The sequence below is a fragment of the Kribbella sp. NPDC031520 genome (genome assembly GCF_055580825.1).
In genome coordinates this window covers 286,228-300,666 of sequence record NZ_JBVIKS010000004.1, presented here as the reverse complement: position 1 = coordinate 300,666, position 14,439 = coordinate 286,228, and the positions used below count along the sequence as shown (strand labels likewise).

Below are 14,439 nucleotides of genomic sequence, written 5' to 3'. Positions count from 1 at the left end.
GTCCGCCAGGATTACACACCCCCGCCCGCCCCTGACCTCGGGGCCTGGCGTGCCTAACGGCCGAGGAGGTGGCGGAGGGCGGGCTCGAGGTCGGGGTAACGGAAGGTGTGGTTCAGCTCGGTCAGGCGGGTCGGGACGACGCGCTGCGAAGCCAAGGCCAGTTCTTCAACACCTTCTTGTCCCAGGAGGAGACGGGGCGCGAAGGCGGGTACGCGGAGCACGGCTGGGCGGTGCAGAACCCGGGCCAGCGTCTTCGTGTAGTCCTCGTTGCGGACCGGTTCGGGAGCCACGGCATTGACCGGGCCGCTCAGGTCGTCGTCGTACAAGGCCCGGTGGTAGATGTCGGCGAGGTCGTCGATCCCGATCCACGCCTGCCATTGACGTCCGGATCCCAGCGGACCGCCGAGCCCGGCCGCGAACAGCGGGTACTGGAAGCTTAGTACGCCACCCGCCGGCGTCTGGACGAGACCCGTACGGACGTTGACCACGCGGAGACCGCCGTCCGCGGCAGGACGGGTCTCGTTCTCCCACTCCGCCACGAGTTCCGCGAGGTACCCCTCCCCGCGCCCGGCGGACTCGGGCAGCGGCTCGTCGCCGCGATCCGGTCCGTAGTACCCGATCGCGGACGCCGACACGAAGACCTCGGGATCGCTTTCCGCGGCCAGCCGGGCCAGTGCGCCGGTTGGCCCGATCCGCGAGTCCCTGATCGCCTTCCGGTGCTCGGCCGTGAACCGGCCGGCGATCGAGGCACCGGCCAGGTGAACGACCGCATCCACGCCCTGCAGCAGCGTCGGCGCCGGCGCGTCGACGTCCCAGACACGTTCGTCCGGCCCGGTCGCCTGCCCCCGGACCAGCCGGATCACCCGGTGCCCGCTGGTGGTGAGGAGCGCGCTCAGTGCCGTACCGATGGTGCCGTGGCTGCCGGTCATTGCCACCGTCAACGGCCGCATCCCCGCCTCGACCGCGCGCTGCCGCGCCGCCAGATCGTCCGCGAACTGCCGGTGCCGGTACGCGAGCATCGAACGCAGCAACCACGCGGGGACGTTGCTGTCGATCCGGTCGATCACCCGGGTCGTCTCCGGCGTGACCTCCTCGAAGTCGTGGGTGTGCCGCCACCGCACCACCCACTTCAGCGGCGCGGACTCGAGGACGTCGACGAACTGCTCCGGCGGCCGCGCGCCCCGGTGCCGCGCCGCCCACCGCAGCCCGAACGGGAACCCGAGAACAGCGGTCCCGTCCGCCAGATCGGTCGCCTCCTGAACGATCCGCACCGGCATCCACGGCGGCGTCAACCGGACAACCGCCCCCGGCCGCGCGTACCACGCATACACCTCGTCACGCGGCGCCCGCACGATCGCACTACCGGTCAGTCCCATCAAGGTGCTCCTCACCGACGTACGCCGTACCAGCACAACTCTCGCACGGGCCGGAGGTCTTCTGAGAGAACGCTCAGTCTTCACCGGGCGTGTTCATCTGGTGTCGGAGTGTCGTTCGGGGCAGGGTGGGTTGGTGGTCGGCGTCCTGCTGGACGCTGATGTCCAACTGTTCGCTCTCGAAAGGAGCTCCTGGTGCGCACTTTCCGCCCCGTAGTCGCACTCGCCTCGATCCTCGGTCTGTGTACTCCGCTGACCGCGGCAGCACCCGCCGTCGCCGTCACCGGCGTACCGCGTCCCGATCATGTCGTGATCGTGATGTTCGAGAACACCTCCGCCGGATCGATCATCGGCAACCCCCAGGCCCCGTACTTCAACCAGCTCGCCTCGACCGGCGCGAACTTCACCAGTTCGTACGCGATCGAGCACCCGAGCCAGCCCAACTACCTCGACCTGTTCTCGGGATCCAACCAGGGCATCACCGACGACTCCTGCCCGCACAGCTTCTCGACCGACAACGAAGGCGCTCAGCTGATCGCCAAGGGCCTCACCTTCAGCGGCTACTCCGAGGACCTGCCGTCCACGGGGTCGACGGTGTGCACCTCCGGCCGGTACGCCCGGAAGCACGCGCCGTGGGTCAACTTCAAGAACGTACCGGCTGCCGACAACAAGCCGTTCAGCGCCTTCCCGACCGACTACAGCCAACTGCCGACGGTGTCGTGGGTCATCCCCAACCTCTGCAACGACATGCACGACTGCTCCGTCGCGACCGGTGACAGCTGGCTGAAGAGCCACCTGGACGCGTACGTCCAGTGGGCCAAGACCCACAACAGCGTGCTGATCACCACGTTCGACGAGGACGACCGCACCAGCGGCAACCGGATCGCCACGATCTTCAACGGCCAGCCGGTCAAGCCGGGCAGCTACAGCGAGCGGATCAACCACTTCCGCGTACTGCGCACGGTCGAGGACATGTACGACCTACCGCACGCCGGCGCCGCCGCCAACACCACCCCGATCACGGACAGCTGGAACTGAGCATCAACCGCTGAATACGTATTCAGCCTGGTCGCGGCCCTCGTACAGGTCCCAGTAGAGCGGGGCGATCTGTTCGGGGGTCGCGGACGGGAAGCCTTCCGGGGCGTTCTCGCCGATCCAGGTGCTGATCGCTACGTGGGCGGCATACACGCCGGTTCCGGTGAGTTCGCATCGCCGGCAGTACAGCTCGGGCCGCGGTGACAGCGCCGTACAAGTTGTACTCGATCTGGGGTTGTAGATCGTCGACAGCCGACTCGCTCGGCGCGACCACGATCAGAACTCCTTCTTTTGTTGGGGTTTACGAGCAGGTGATGGCGAGCTTGCCGAGGGCACCGGCCCCGAAGGCCGCGAAAGCCTCGGGCGCCTCGTGCAACGCGTAGGTGGCGGTGACCGGTACGCGAAGCTCACCTGCCGCGGACCGCGCCGCGAGGTCGGCCAAGGTCTGCGCGTTGGTGTCGGCCATCACCCCGTGTACGACGACGTCCTGGCGCTGGATCGCGGCACCAAGGGTTGACGCGATCCGCCCACCCGGCCGCAACAGGCCGGCCAACTGCTCGGGATCGCCTGCCAGATGCAGTACTGCGTCCACGCCGTCGGGCGCGATCGCGCGCACCTGGGCCTCCAGATCGGCCATGTAGTCGACCGGATGGACCTTCGATCCGGTCAGCCCGGACACGAACTCGGTCTCAGTGCCGGGGCGCGCAGTGGCGATCACCTGCACGCCTCGCCCGGCGGCGAGCTGAACCGCGAGTGCGCCGACGCCCCCGGTGGCGCCCGAGATCAGCAAGGTCTCCCCCGGCTCCGGTTCGACGGCGTCGACGGCATCCGAGGCCGCCGTACCCGCGAGCCCCAGCGCGCCGGCGTCCTGCAGACTCAGGCCGTCCGGTATCGCGACGACGCCGCCGCCGGCCGACACGACGACGTACTCCGCCATCGAGCCCGCGCCGAGGAACGGCTTGCGCGCGACGCCGAAGACCGCGTCCCCGACCGCGAAGCCGTCCACGTCATCGCCCAGCGCCTCGACGTGACCCGCGAAGTCCATCCCCACCACCAGCGGGAAGCGGTGCTCCATCATCCCTTGCAGATAACCGGCCGCGGTGAACGAATCGAACCCGTTCACCGACGAGGCCGCCACCTTCACCAGCAGCTCACCGGCGTCCGGCTTCGGGGTCTCGACCTCACCCACCGACGGGGTGCCGGGAGTGGAGTTGAGGACTACTGCGCGCATGGCAACACCTTCCATAAGTGGAACGGCCTTCCCGTTTCCGGTTCCAGCATAACCACAAGTGGACCGCGCGTTCCAGTTAGCTACACTGTGGACATGAACGAGCTGCGCGCCGACGCCGAGCGCAACCGCGACCGCATCCTGGCCGCCGCGCGCCGCCTCTACGCCGCCGAGGGGCTGAACGTCTCGATGGCCTCGGTCGCCCGCGAGGCAGGGGTCGGCAAAGCCACCCTGGCCCGCCGGTTCGCGACTCGCGACGAGCTCGTCACCGCGGTCTTCGCCGACCGGATGGACGCCTACGCCGCCGCCGTCGAGCAAGCCCTCGCCGATCCCGATCCATGGCACGGCTTCACCGGATATATCGAGGCCGTCTGCGGCATGCAGGCCGCCGACCGGGGCTTCGCCGACGTCCTGGCCATGACCTTCCCAGCGGCCAAGGCCCTCGAGGCACGGCGCGACGAGGCCTACAACGGGTACGTCGAACTCGTCACCCGCGCCAAGGCCACCGGCCGTCTACGCGCAGACTTCAGCCCCGAAGATCTCGTCATCCTCCTGATGGCCAACGCCGGCGTCGTCGCCGCCACCGGCGACGCAGCCCCGGACACGTGGCGACGCCTCGTCGCCCACATGCTCCGCTCGTACAGCACCCCGGACGCCGACCTGCCGCCCCTCCCCGAACCACCAGCCCCAACGGCCCTCTATCGAGCCATGGTCCGGTCCGGCCGCAGCACCTAGCCCGCTGCCCTGCGGCTCCTCGGGATCAGCTCGGTAGCAGAACCCGGACCTGGTCCCTGATCTCCTGGACGACGTCGTCGACCGGGTTCGCGAGGTTGATCGTCGCCGCCATGCTGACGAACATGATCGCGGACACGATGTGCGCGAGTGTCGCGGCGTCGGCGGCCGCGATGCGCCCGTCGCGCTGCAGCACGTCGGCGATGGCCTGCTCGGTCTGCACGGTCAGGACGAGCGCGTCGCGGTGATGGGGTTCTTCGGGGTCGCCGAAGACGATCTCCCGCAGGTAGGTCCGCCCGTTGTCGATCTGCTTGCGGTTGCATTCCACGACCGGGCGGACGATCGCCATCACCGCGTCGAGAATGTCGGGGACGCTCTCGGCCGCCGACCTGCCTTGTGCGAGCGCGTCAGCATAGGTGGAGTTCTGTACGAGCAGGAGAAGCTCGCCCTTGGTCTTGGCGTAGAGGAACAGGGTGCCCGTACCGATGTCGGCCCTGTCGGCGATTTCCTGGGTGGTGACCTCGTCGACGCCGCGCTCGGCGAACAGCTCTCGGGCGGCCTCGGTGATCCGTTCGAGCTTCTGCTGCTTGTTCCGCTCGCGCCGTCCGACCGGTCGGGAGTCAAGTGACATGCTGCCGTCCTTCACTGCTGTACGGGCTCCTGCTGTCCGGGCTTCACTGTGCGGCGCTCATTCTTCCACGGCCACGAGAAGGCATGTTTGCGTTCTTTCTGTGGGGGTTGCGAGAGATGTCGCTACTGCTGGTACTGCGGCAGAATGGCGCCGTTCTTCACGTAGGTGAGGGCCGCGGTGACGTCGTACGCGTGGATCGCGGAGGCGAGCGGTGCCAGCTGGGTGGACAGACTCTCGATCGCGGTGCTGGTGAAGAAGGCGTCCCGTGCTGCGGTGTCGGTGAACCCGAGGCTGACGGATGCGTGGAAATGCTGGCCGTCGGGGTTGTCGTGCGCGACGTTCGGGGTGTCCCACAGCTTTTCGATCCAGGGCAGGAACGTCTGCGTACGCAGCTCTTTCAGTACGCCGGTGCCGGCGAGTGCGGGCGCGAGCTGCGTCTTGACGAACTTGCGGAACTCACCAGCGCCGGCCCCGTCCCGGCGGCGGAGGTACACCAGGGCCCGGGCACCGACTCTCTCGCCCGCGCCGGCGACGTCGTACCAGCGCGACGAGTTCGGCGGTCCGGTGTAGAGGATGGTGCGGCGGAACACGTTGATCTCGTCCTTGAAGGCGAGCTGGGTCTGGTTGCGCCCCTGGAGGGGTGACAACGCCGATTGGAAGGTGACTTCTGCGAGGCCGTCGACCTTCCGGTCGACCGGAATCGAGGTCTCCACCCCGGCGGCGGCCGGCCACAGGCCCGGGTTGTGCTCGGCGAGATGGATCTGCCGGTATTCCAACAGGCCCGGAGTGGCCGAGATGATCCCTGAGTGCGGGCCCTTCCAGTAGTCCATGCCGGTCTGGCGGGGCTGGTCCGTACGCACCCACAGCAGGATCGAGGAGGTGAAGTGCTTCGTCACCCCTACCTTCGCGGCGGTCGGTGTTGTGCTCATCATCGGGCCAGGAACTCGGCCGCGAGCGGGGCGAACGTCTGGTGGTACTGGAAGATGCCGCCGTGACCGGAGTCGGGGTAGATGATCAGCTCGCTGTTCTTGATCCGCCGGTGCAGGTCCTCGGAGAGGATCGAGGGCACCATCCGGTCGTTGTCACCGTTGGCGATCAGGGTGGGCTGAGTGATCGCCGACAGGTCGTCGGGGGTGGAGCGGCCCCACTTCTTGATCGCCTTCAGCTGCGTCTGGAACGCCCTTGTCTTGATCGATGCGTCGCGGTCGGCAGTGCGCTCCTTGAGCCGATCGACGAACGCGCGCGCGGCAGGCTTGCCCGTGGCGTTGCGGTTGAAGAACAGGAACTCCTTGGGGTCCGACCGGGTCAGGGTGGCGCGCAGGATGTCGTAGTACGTGACGCCGGCGACCTTGTCCATGTCCTTGCCGCCCTTCGGGCCGGTGCCGGTGAGGACAAGCTTGCGGACGAGCTCCAGGTGCTTCACCACCAGGGCCTGGGCGACCATGCCGCCGAGCGAGAACGAGAAGATGTCGATCTGGTCGAACCCGAGCGCCGTGATGAAGGTGTAGGCGTCGTCGGCCATCGCCTCCACACTATCCGGTACCTGGCCGGTGGACCCGCCGACTCCGCGGTTGTCGAAGGCAACCACGTGGCGGCCCTTCGCGATCGCGTCGACGATCCGGGGGTCCCAGTTGTCGAGGGTTCCGGCGAGGTGGACGAAGAAGACGACGGGAATCCCGCCCTTCGGTCCCAACTCTCGGTAGGCGAAGGTCACGCCGCCCGCGTCGACGGTGCGGGCGGGCGCGTCCTTGTAGGCGGTGATGACGGCGTCCTGTGGGTGTTCGTTCGTGTTCACGGTGTTCTCCTGTTTCGTGGTTGATGCCTGATGAAATGGGTGGTGTCAGGGCCTGCTGATGACGGCCTTGCCGCGGATGCCGCCGGCTTCCAGCGACTGCACTGCCGCCACGGTCTGGTCGAAGTCGAAGACCCGTCCGACGACCGGCCGGAGCGCGCCGCCGTCGACGAGGGCGGTGATCTGGCGAAGCTGCTCGCCACTGGCGCGCATGAAGAGGAACTCGTACTGCACGCCGAGGCGCCGGGCCTGGCGGCGGATGCGGCTGCTGAGCGCGGTCATCACCAGCCGGACCAGCACGTTTGCGCCGAGCTCACGAGCGAACGCCGCGTCAGGTGGTCCTGCGATACCGATCGCTTTGCCACCGGGGCGCAGGACGCGGAGCGACTTCTCGAGGTTCTCCCCGCCGAGGCTGTCCAGGACCAGGTCGTACCCGTCGAGGAGCTGTTCGAAGTCCTGGCTGCGGTAGTCGACGACGACGTCCGCACCGAGCTCGCGGACGAAGTCGGCGTTGCCGGCGCTGACCGTGGTGGCGACCGTGGCGCCGAGGTGCTTGGCGAGCTGGATCGCGACCGAGCCGACTCCGCCCGAGCCGGCGTGGATGAGAACCCGTTGCCCCGGCCGGAGATTGCCGCGCTCGACGAGTGCCTGCCATGCGGTCAGGGCCACCAGCGGTAGCGAGGCCGCTTCCTCGATGCTGACGGAGACCGGCTTCGGCGCCAGGTCGGTCTCGGCGACCGCGATGCGTTCCGCGAACGTACCGATCCGGTCCTTGTCGGGCCGGCCGTACACCTCGTCGCCGAGCCGGAACCCCTGCACCTTTGCGCCGACGCCGATCACCGTTCCGGCGACGTCGTGGCCGAGGATCTGCGGCAGCTTGTACGGGAGGACCTGCCGGAACTCCCCCGCCCGGATCTTCTCGTCGAGCACGTTGAGCCCGGCCGCCCGGACCTGAACGAGCACGTCGTGCTCACCGACGACGGGCTCAGGAACGTCCGCCTCCTCCAACGGCCCCTTGTACTGCCTGACGACGAACGCTCGCATGACTTCTCACTCCGCCTTACCGAGTCGACTCAAATCTGAACTAACTCAATACTGAGTCGACTCAGTTTAAATGTCAAGGCCAGAGGCCGAGTACCGCGCCCGGACGCACGAATGCCGCCACTCCAGTTACGGAGCGACGGCATTCGTGCACGCGGCGCGGCCGGCGTTCTCAGTGCTGGGCGCCCTCGTCGTCGACCATCTGACCGGGCTCGGCCACCGCCGGATCGCCCACATCGAGCAGCACGAGACAGATCGCGTCCGCCTGCTGGAGATGCCGAACGCGATCCGCGCCGAGGGCTACCGGCAGGCGATGCGGTCGCACGGCCTGGCTGGCGAGATCGACATCGTGTCCACCACCTACACCCAGGAAGGCGGCTATCGCGGCACCCGGCAACTCCTCGCCCGGCCGCAGCGGCCCACCGCGATCTTCGCCGGCTCGGACTTCGTCCCGATGGGCGTGCTGGAGGCGCTGACCGAAGCCGGCGGCGCCCCGGTCACACCGTAAGGGGGTTCGCGACGGTGAGCTGGTCGTGGTCGATCAGCCAGCGCACCGATTCGAGGATCGCGGCGTCGGGTTCGTACTGTGGGGTGTAGCCGAGGAGCGTCCGCGCCTTGTCGATACTCACGTAGTGGTTGCGGACGAGGTGCTCCCAGCTGGCCTCGGCGGCCCCGGCGTCCGTCGTACGGCGGAACTCGTCCCACGTCACCGTACGTAGATCCGCCGTCTTCCCGAACCACGACGCCGCGATCCGCGCGTAGCCGCGGACGTTGAGGGCGGACGGGGCGACGATGTCGAAGTCCTCGCCGGCAGCCGCCTCACGTCGTCCGACAGCTGCCTCGAACGCCTGCGCGACGTCGGCGGCGTGCACGTGGTGCATGAATTCCGTACCGATACCAGGTACGTCGAGCGGTCCGCCGACCGAGAGGGTCCGCCATACCGCTGGGTCGAGGTTGCCGAGCGGGCCGATCGGATGCCAGCCCGGGCCGACGATGTGGCCCGGATGCAGGGAGGTGGTCACCAACCCACCGGACCGGGTCTCGTCCTTCAGGTACTGCGTGGTCGCGGCCTTCGCGATGCCGTACTCGCCGACCGGCGGCTCGCCGTTCTCCTCCGTAACGGGCAACCTCAGGCTCGGCCCGTGCCGCCAGATCGAACCGCAGTACAGCAGGTGGCCGGTGACGCCGCGCAGCCGTTCGACGAGCGCCGTCGTGGACTCGAGCGTGAACGAGATCAGGTCGACCACGACGTCCGGCTTCAGGTCCGCGACGCGGCCCGGGAAGGTACCGTCCCGATCCTCGGCCTCACGATCCGCCGTCACCTGCTGCACATCCGTCCAGGCAGGGTCGTCGAGATAACTGGACCGCAGTCCCCGGCTGATGCTCACCACCTCGTGCCCTGCCCGCACCAGCCGCGGAACCAGGAACGTCCCGATATGCCCACTTCCGCCGACAACGACAATCCTCATGCCGCCAGGCTATCCGCGGGTCCACTGCGGTCCGGGCCGCCGAATCGGTGAGCGAGACAGTTGTCAGGCGCGGCGGATGGCCCGGGTCAGTTGTTCCTTTGTCATCTTCGAGCGGCCTTTGATACCCAGGCGTTTCGCGTCGGCGTAGAGCTCCGCCTTGGACGGCGGATCCGGGGCCACCGGCCACGGCTAGCTTGCGATGCCGCGGCGGACGGTGATGTAGAACGTGGTGAGGTCGTCGGTCAGGGTTTCGATCTGCTGCTCGTCGGTGAGGTCCGCGTCCAGGAGCCAGTCCGAGATCAGGTCGAACATTCCGCCGACGAGGCCGATCGCGACGCTGTGCCGGACGGCGTCCTGCTCCTCGTGCTGCGGGCCGTCGTACCGATCCCAGAGCTGGACCAGGAATCCTGCGGCCCAGCGCCGGTTCGCCCGGCGTTGCCGCTCGACCGCCTCGGAGATACCGGACGCCATGCCGAACGTGACCTTCGAGACGCGCGGATCGTCGACCAATGCGTGGACGAAGACCGCGAGCAACTTCGGCGCCTCCTGGCGTTCGTTCCCGGTCGCCTGCGCCGCGACGCCGGCCATCCGTTCCTCGAGGCGTTCGGAGGTACGCCGCAGCAGCGCCAGGTAGCACTCCTCCCGGCCGGCGAACAGCTCGTAGAAACTCTTCGTCCCGATGAACGCGGTGCTGCAGATCTGCTCGATCGACGTGCCGAGATAGCCGTTGGCGGCGAACAGTTTGAGCGCCGCGTCCAGCAACTGCTCGCGTCGTTCTGCCCGGCGTTGTTCGGCGTCGAGTCCCCGAATGGTCCTACTCATGCGCTGCACGCTACCCAAAGTCGACGGTTCGTAACCAGGCGGACCGGTTCTGAACACGACCTCTTGTTTATAACCAGGAACCATGCTCGACTGTCCGTGACGCTGTCGTCACATGATATGACCACGGGGAGTCGACATGCCGAACCGCCTTCGCCGGGCCGCCGCCGGTCTGTTCGCCGCAGTGCTGATGGGCGCCTCGATCACGACCACCGCCGACGCGGCGACTTCGTCGGGATTCGACGACTGGACCTGCAAGCCGTCCGCCGCCCACCCGGACCCGCTCGTCCTGCTGCACGGCCTGGGCGGCAACGGCCCGGGCAACTACTCCTACCTGGGCCCGTTCCTGGCCGCGAAGGGGTACTGCGCCTTCACCCTGACGTACGGCCAGGCGACGCCGGCGATCCCCGTCGGCGGCACCATCTCGATCGCCCAGTCGTCGGCAGAGATCGAGGCGTTCGTCCAGCGCGTCCGTGCGACCACGGGCGCCGCGAAGGTCGACATCGTCGGGCACTCCGAGGGCGGTTTCCAGAGCATCTACGGTCCCAAGGTCCGCGGGTACGCCGACGCGGTCGGGAAGGTCGTCGCCCTGGCGCCGCCGACGCACGGTACGTCGTTCGGCGGTCTCGTCAGCGTCGGCGACTACCTCGGCCTCGGCCCGCTCGTCGACCAGGTCCTGCAGCAGTTCGGCTGCGCTGCTTGTGACGAGCTCATCGTCGGCGGGTCCGCCGTACAGCGGCTGACCGCGGGGCCGATCGCCCAGCCCGGCGTGAAGTACACCGTGATCGCGTCGCGCTTCGACACCCTGGTGACTCCGCACGAGACGTCGTTCATCAGAGAGCCTGGCGTGACGAACGAGTACGTCCAGGACAGCTGCCCGCTCGATCCGGTCGGACACGTCGGGCTCGCGTTCGACCCGACTGTCGCCCAACTCGTCGCCAACGCCCTCGACCCCGCCCACGCCACCCAGGTGGCGTGCGCCTTCGGCCCACCGCTCTAGCCGCCGTGGACGAGGCGGTCGCCTCTAGGCGCCGCGGACGAGGCGGTCGCCGAGGTCCGAGCGGCGGTAGAGGACCGAGCGACCGTGCCGGGCGGAGCTCAGGAGGCCGGCGTCGCGGAGTACACGGAGGTGCTGGTTGACCGCGGTCGGCGTGACGTCGAGGCGCAGCGCGAGCTCGGTCGACGACGTGGGCGTCTCGAGCAGGTTCATCAACCGGGCGCGGACGCGGCCGATCACGTCGGCCAGGGCGCTGGCGGGCAACGTCGTGGACGTCTCCCAGAGGGTGCCGAGACCGCGGGCCGGGTACATGATGTGCGGCGGTTCGTCGGCGGAGATCGGCGTCGACGCCCGTCGGCTGAACAGCGACGGCACCAGCGTCAACCCGCGGCCTGCGGTCGACGTACGGTACGAGAGGTCGGTGCGCAGGCGTACCTGTACGACGCTGCTCTCGAGGCGGACGTGCGGGTTGAGGTCGGAGAACATCGCGGCGAGACCGGATTGCGCCATCACCCTGCCGCGGTACACGACGTCGGCCTCGAGCACGGTCCGCATCCGCGGCCAGTACGGCTCGAAGCACGCGTCCCAGTAGTCCCGGAGCGCGGCCAGTACGCGGACGAGGACCCGGTCCGGCCGCCCGTGTAGTTCCGCCGGTAGCGCCGTCGGGTGAACCTCGGCCAGGTCCGCGCGGACGACACCGCCGGGTGTACTGGTCAGCGCCGCGAGCTCGTCCTCGATCCTGCCGAGTGGGGTGTACGGCCGAGGGGTCAGGAAGTCCGGCGTCCACAACTTTTCGTTCGTCAGCGCACGCAGGAGATCCAGGTTCAGCCCGGCGCGCGCCGGCTCGGTGGTTCGCAGCCACGGCAACTGCAACGGGAACCGGCCCGGGTCGCGCAGGGTCCGCAGCGACAGGACCAGCTCGTTCAGCGGGGAGATCGCGAAGCGCACCTCACCGAGATCGTTCCCCACGAGCTCGTACTCGATCATGAAGCAATACGCTACATCGGTGGCATCCGGTGCAGCCGGATGCGACAACTGACGCGTGCCTGAACTCCTCCGCGATCCCGTCGAACGGGCGCTCGCCTACGCGGTCGCTGCCCTCTCTCTGTCCCGTGGCATGTTCTTCGCCGTCAGCGCGCTGTACTTCACCCGCGGAGTCGGCCTGTCGCCGACCACCGTCGGCATCGGCCTCACCGTCGCCGGAGGAGTCGGCGTCCTGGCGTCGTACGCCGGCGGGCGGCTGAGCGACCGGTACGGCGCCGACCGGATACAGCAGTGGGCCCTCGCCGCGAACGGCGTTGCCCTGCTGAGCTACGCACTGGCCCGCGACGTCGTCAGCTTCGTCCTGGTCGCGGCCTGCGTCTCCGCTGCCCGCGGCCTGCAGAGCACCGCGCAGATGACGTTGCTCGCCCGGTGGTACGTCGGCCCGGAACGCGTTGCCGTCCGCGCCCGCCTGCGCGTGGTGATGAACGTCGGCATCGGCATCGGCACCCTGCTCGCGGGTCTCGCGCTGGTGGTCGACACGGCAGCGGCGTACCGCCTGACCATCGTGCTGGTCGGCGCCATCACCACCCTCGGCACGATCCCACTCAGCGGCTTGCGGAAGCGAGTGCCCGGGCTCGCGGAGCGGATGGACGAGTCGGCCGTTGCCGTAGGCCCCCGAGGGCCGTCGCCGCTGCGCGACCGGACGTACGTGACGTCGACCGTGCTGAACGCCGTACTCGCGATCCACTTCGGCCTGACGACCGTCGGCATACCGCTGTGGGTCGCCGACCACACCGAAGCGCCGACCGTCGTCGTGTCCGCGCTGCTGGTGGTCAACACGGCGTACGTCGCGATCTTCCAGGTCCGCGCATCCCGCGGCACCCAGGACCTTCGCCGCGCCGGACGATCGGTACGCCGAGCCGGTCTGCTCCTGCTGGTGGCCTGCGTACTGTTCGCCGTCGCAGGTCACCTCGGCGCCGCCGCGGCCACCTGCGTACTGGTACTCGCCGCCCTCGCCTCGTCCGCCGGCGAGACGCGCGGCGAGGCCGGAAGCTGGGGCATGGCGTTCGAACTCGCCGACCCCGCCTGCGCCGGCGCCTACCAAGGCCTCAGCCAAACCGGCCTGGCCCTCGCCCTCATGCTCGGCCCCGCCGTCGTCACCACCACGGCCATCGACCACGGCACCCTCGGCTGGCTCGCCCTAGGAACCATCTTCGCCGCAACCGGCACCGCCACCGCCCTACTCGCCAACCACGCCGCCCACAAGACACTGGAGCTGCAGCTCATCCCAGACGGCAAACAATGACTGCTCAGGTCGACGAGTTAGAGCGGATCTGCTTCAGCTGAGGCGCAGGCGGGTCAGGGTGCCCTCGTCGCCTGACGTCGTCCAGATGCTGCCGTAGGCGATCAGCATGCTGCCTGCCGTGATCTGCTGGCCGTCCGGCGCGACCTGTTCGACAGCCTGGCCCGTCGACGCGTCCAGCCGGGTGATGGTGCCGTTGCCGGCGCGCAGCCAGACGGCGTCGGGCGTGGCGACCAGGTCGCCGCCCGCACCGGCACCGAGGCTCGGGTACTTCGTCTTGGCCCTCAATTCCCGCGACAGCCGGACCAGGCCGTCGCTGGTGTCGACCCAGATGTCGGACCCGCTGACCGCGGCGAGCCGCGGTGCCGGCAACGTCGTACGCGCGATCACGGACCCGTTGGTGGCATCCAAAGCGATCACTGCGTTATCTGTGGACGAGGTTGCTACGACCAGATCCCCCGCCGCAGCCACCTGCAGACCCCGGACGCCGAGCGGGTACTTCGTCACTCGCCCGGTTTCGTGGTCGACAAGACTCACGCCGGATCCGCTCAGCACCCACAGACCGCGTGCGGTCGAGGGCAGCGCCAGTTGGTCGAACACCTTGCCCACAGAGACCCGCCGTACGATCCGTCTGCTCACTGGATCGATCTTGACGACATCCGTCCCCTTGTCGGTCGTCGCGCACGCCCACACCGACGTCTGGTCGGTCCCGATGCCTTGGCAGTAGACGTTCGGGTCCGAGTTCGTGTCGAGTTCCAGCTCGCCGCTGACCCGGTTGGTTGCCGGATCGACGCGTACGACGCGACCGTCGTCCGTCTTCACCCAGAGCGCTCCACCTGCCGCGGTCAGCCCGTCCGCGTTCTCGATCGCGATGACGGCCTGACGACGTACGGAGTATCCCGCCGTACGCGCAGGGCTGACCGAGACGGTGGCTGGTCCGGAAGGTCCCGGATCCGCCCCGCCCGAACATCCACCGACAACCAAGAGGAGCCCCCACCCCAGCGAGGACACCCGAAGAGCAGCGCCCATGGGACC

16 protein-coding genes are annotated in these 14,439 nt (G+C 68.6%); 5 read left to right on the top strand and 11 right to left on the bottom strand.

Annotated features, from left to right (window positions below):
* Positions 1-53 precede the first annotated feature (53 nt).
* Positions 54-1,376, bottom strand: a complete 1,323-nt coding sequence (locus ACZ5BU_RS22125; protein ID WP_465701597.1) for a TIGR01777 family oxidoreductase — start codon at positions 1,374-1,376, stop codon at positions 54-56.
* 192 nt (positions 1,377-1,568) lie between these two features.
* Between ACZ5BU_RS22125 and ACZ5BU_RS22120 the strand changes: the two genes are divergently transcribed.
* The gene (locus tag ACZ5BU_RS22120) at positions 1,569-2,411 is read left to right on the top strand and encodes an alkaline phosphatase family protein (protein WP_465701595.1); all 843 of its coding nucleotides are present in this window, start codon (positions 1,569-1,571) and stop codon (positions 2,409-2,411) included.
* Between the two features lie 3 nt (positions 2,412-2,414).
* Here the strand turns inward: ACZ5BU_RS22120 and ACZ5BU_RS22115 are convergent, their stop codons facing one another.
* Entirely contained in the window at positions 2,415-2,561 is a 147-nt protein-coding gene (locus ACZ5BU_RS22115) for a hypothetical protein (RefSeq protein WP_465701593.1), read from the bottom strand.
* A gap of 148 nt (positions 2,562-2,709) precedes the next feature.
* A complete protein-coding gene (locus tag ACZ5BU_RS22110) occupies positions 2,710-3,639 on the bottom strand; it encodes an NADP-dependent oxidoreductase (RefSeq protein ID WP_465701591.1) in 930 nt (309 codons plus the stop codon).
* Positions 3,640-3,732: 93 nt separating this feature from the next.
* Here ACZ5BU_RS22110 and ACZ5BU_RS22105 point away from each other — a divergent pair, with 93 nt between their 5' ends.
* On the top strand, positions 3,733-4,371 hold the full coding sequence (locus tag ACZ5BU_RS22105) for a TetR/AcrR family transcriptional regulator (RefSeq protein WP_465701589.1): 639 nt from the start codon (positions 3,733-3,735) through the stop codon (positions 4,369-4,371).
* 25 nt (positions 4,372-4,396) lie between these two features.
* On the opposite strand, the gene ACZ5BU_RS22100 is transcribed toward ACZ5BU_RS22105, so the two are convergent.
* The 4 genes from ACZ5BU_RS22100 to ACZ5BU_RS22085 form a co-directional block, all read right to left on the bottom strand.
* Complete coding sequence (locus ACZ5BU_RS22100; protein WP_465701587.1) at positions 4,397-4,999, bottom strand: TetR/AcrR family transcriptional regulator; 603 nt, start codon at positions 4,997-4,999, stop codon at positions 4,397-4,399.
* Positions 5,000-5,121: 122 nt separating this feature from the next.
* Complete coding sequence (locus ACZ5BU_RS22095; protein ID WP_465701585.1) at positions 5,122-5,931, bottom strand: hypothetical protein; 810 nt, start codon at positions 5,929-5,931, stop codon at positions 5,122-5,124.
* Positions 5,928-6,794, bottom strand: a complete 867-nt coding sequence (locus ACZ5BU_RS22090) for an alpha/beta fold hydrolase (protein ID WP_465701583.1) — start codon at positions 6,792-6,794, stop codon at positions 5,928-5,930. Before ACZ5BU_RS22090 ends, ACZ5BU_RS22095 begins: the two co-directional genes overlap by 4 nt.
* A gap of 45 nt (positions 6,795-6,839) precedes the next feature.
* On the bottom strand, positions 6,840-7,835 hold the full coding sequence (locus ACZ5BU_RS22085; RefSeq protein WP_465701581.1) for an NADP-dependent oxidoreductase: 996 nt from the start codon (positions 7,833-7,835) through the stop codon (positions 6,840-6,842).
* A 70-nt stretch (positions 7,836-7,905) separates the two neighbouring features.
* Here ACZ5BU_RS22085 and ACZ5BU_RS22080 point away from each other — a divergent pair, with 70 nt between their 5' ends.
* Positions 7,906-8,340, top strand: coding sequence for a substrate-binding domain-containing protein (locus ACZ5BU_RS22080; protein ID WP_465701579.1), 435 nt, complete (start codon positions 7,906-7,908; stop codon positions 8,338-8,340).
* On the opposite strand, the gene ACZ5BU_RS22075 is transcribed toward ACZ5BU_RS22080, so the two are convergent.
* Complete coding sequence (locus ACZ5BU_RS22075) at positions 8,330-9,301, bottom strand: NAD-dependent epimerase/dehydratase family protein (RefSeq protein WP_465701577.1); 972 nt, start codon at positions 9,299-9,301, stop codon at positions 8,330-8,332. The genes ACZ5BU_RS22080 and ACZ5BU_RS22075 overlap by 11 nt on opposite strands.
* 189 nt (positions 9,302-9,490) lie before the next feature.
* Positions 9,491-10,123 (bottom strand): TetR/AcrR family transcriptional regulator, encoded by a 633-nt coding sequence (locus ACZ5BU_RS22070; protein ID WP_465701575.1) that lies wholly within the window; start codon positions 10,121-10,123, stop codon positions 9,491-9,493.
* 136 nt (positions 10,124-10,259) lie between these two features.
* On the opposite strand from ACZ5BU_RS22070, the gene ACZ5BU_RS22065 reads away from it, so the two are divergent.
* On the top strand, positions 10,260-11,120 hold the full coding sequence (locus ACZ5BU_RS22065) for an alpha/beta fold hydrolase (protein ID WP_465701573.1): 861 nt from the start codon (positions 10,260-10,262) through the stop codon (positions 11,118-11,120).
* 24 nt (positions 11,121-11,144) lie between these two features.
* Here ACZ5BU_RS22065 and ACZ5BU_RS22060 read toward each other — a convergent pair whose 3' ends face one another.
* Positions 11,145-12,104 carry an ArsR/SmtB family transcription factor gene (locus ACZ5BU_RS22060; protein WP_465701571.1) on the bottom strand — a complete coding sequence of 320 codons (960 nt, stop codon included), beginning with the start codon at positions 12,102-12,104 and terminating at the stop codon, positions 11,145-11,147.
* Positions 12,105-12,159: 55 nt separating this feature from the next.
* Here ACZ5BU_RS22060 and ACZ5BU_RS22055 point away from each other — a divergent pair, with 55 nt between their 5' ends.
* Positions 12,160-13,407, top strand: coding sequence for an MFS transporter (locus ACZ5BU_RS22055; protein WP_465701569.1), 1,248 nt, complete (start codon positions 12,160-12,162; stop codon positions 13,405-13,407).
* 33 nt (positions 13,408-13,440) lie between these two features.
* Here the strand turns inward: ACZ5BU_RS22055 and ACZ5BU_RS22050 are convergent, their stop codons facing one another.
* Positions 13,441-14,433: an NHL repeat-containing protein gene (locus ACZ5BU_RS22050; protein ID WP_465701567.1), complete on the bottom strand. Its 993-nt coding sequence runs from the start codon at positions 14,431-14,433 to the stop codon at positions 13,441-13,443.
* Positions 14,434-14,439: the final 6 nt, after the last annotated feature.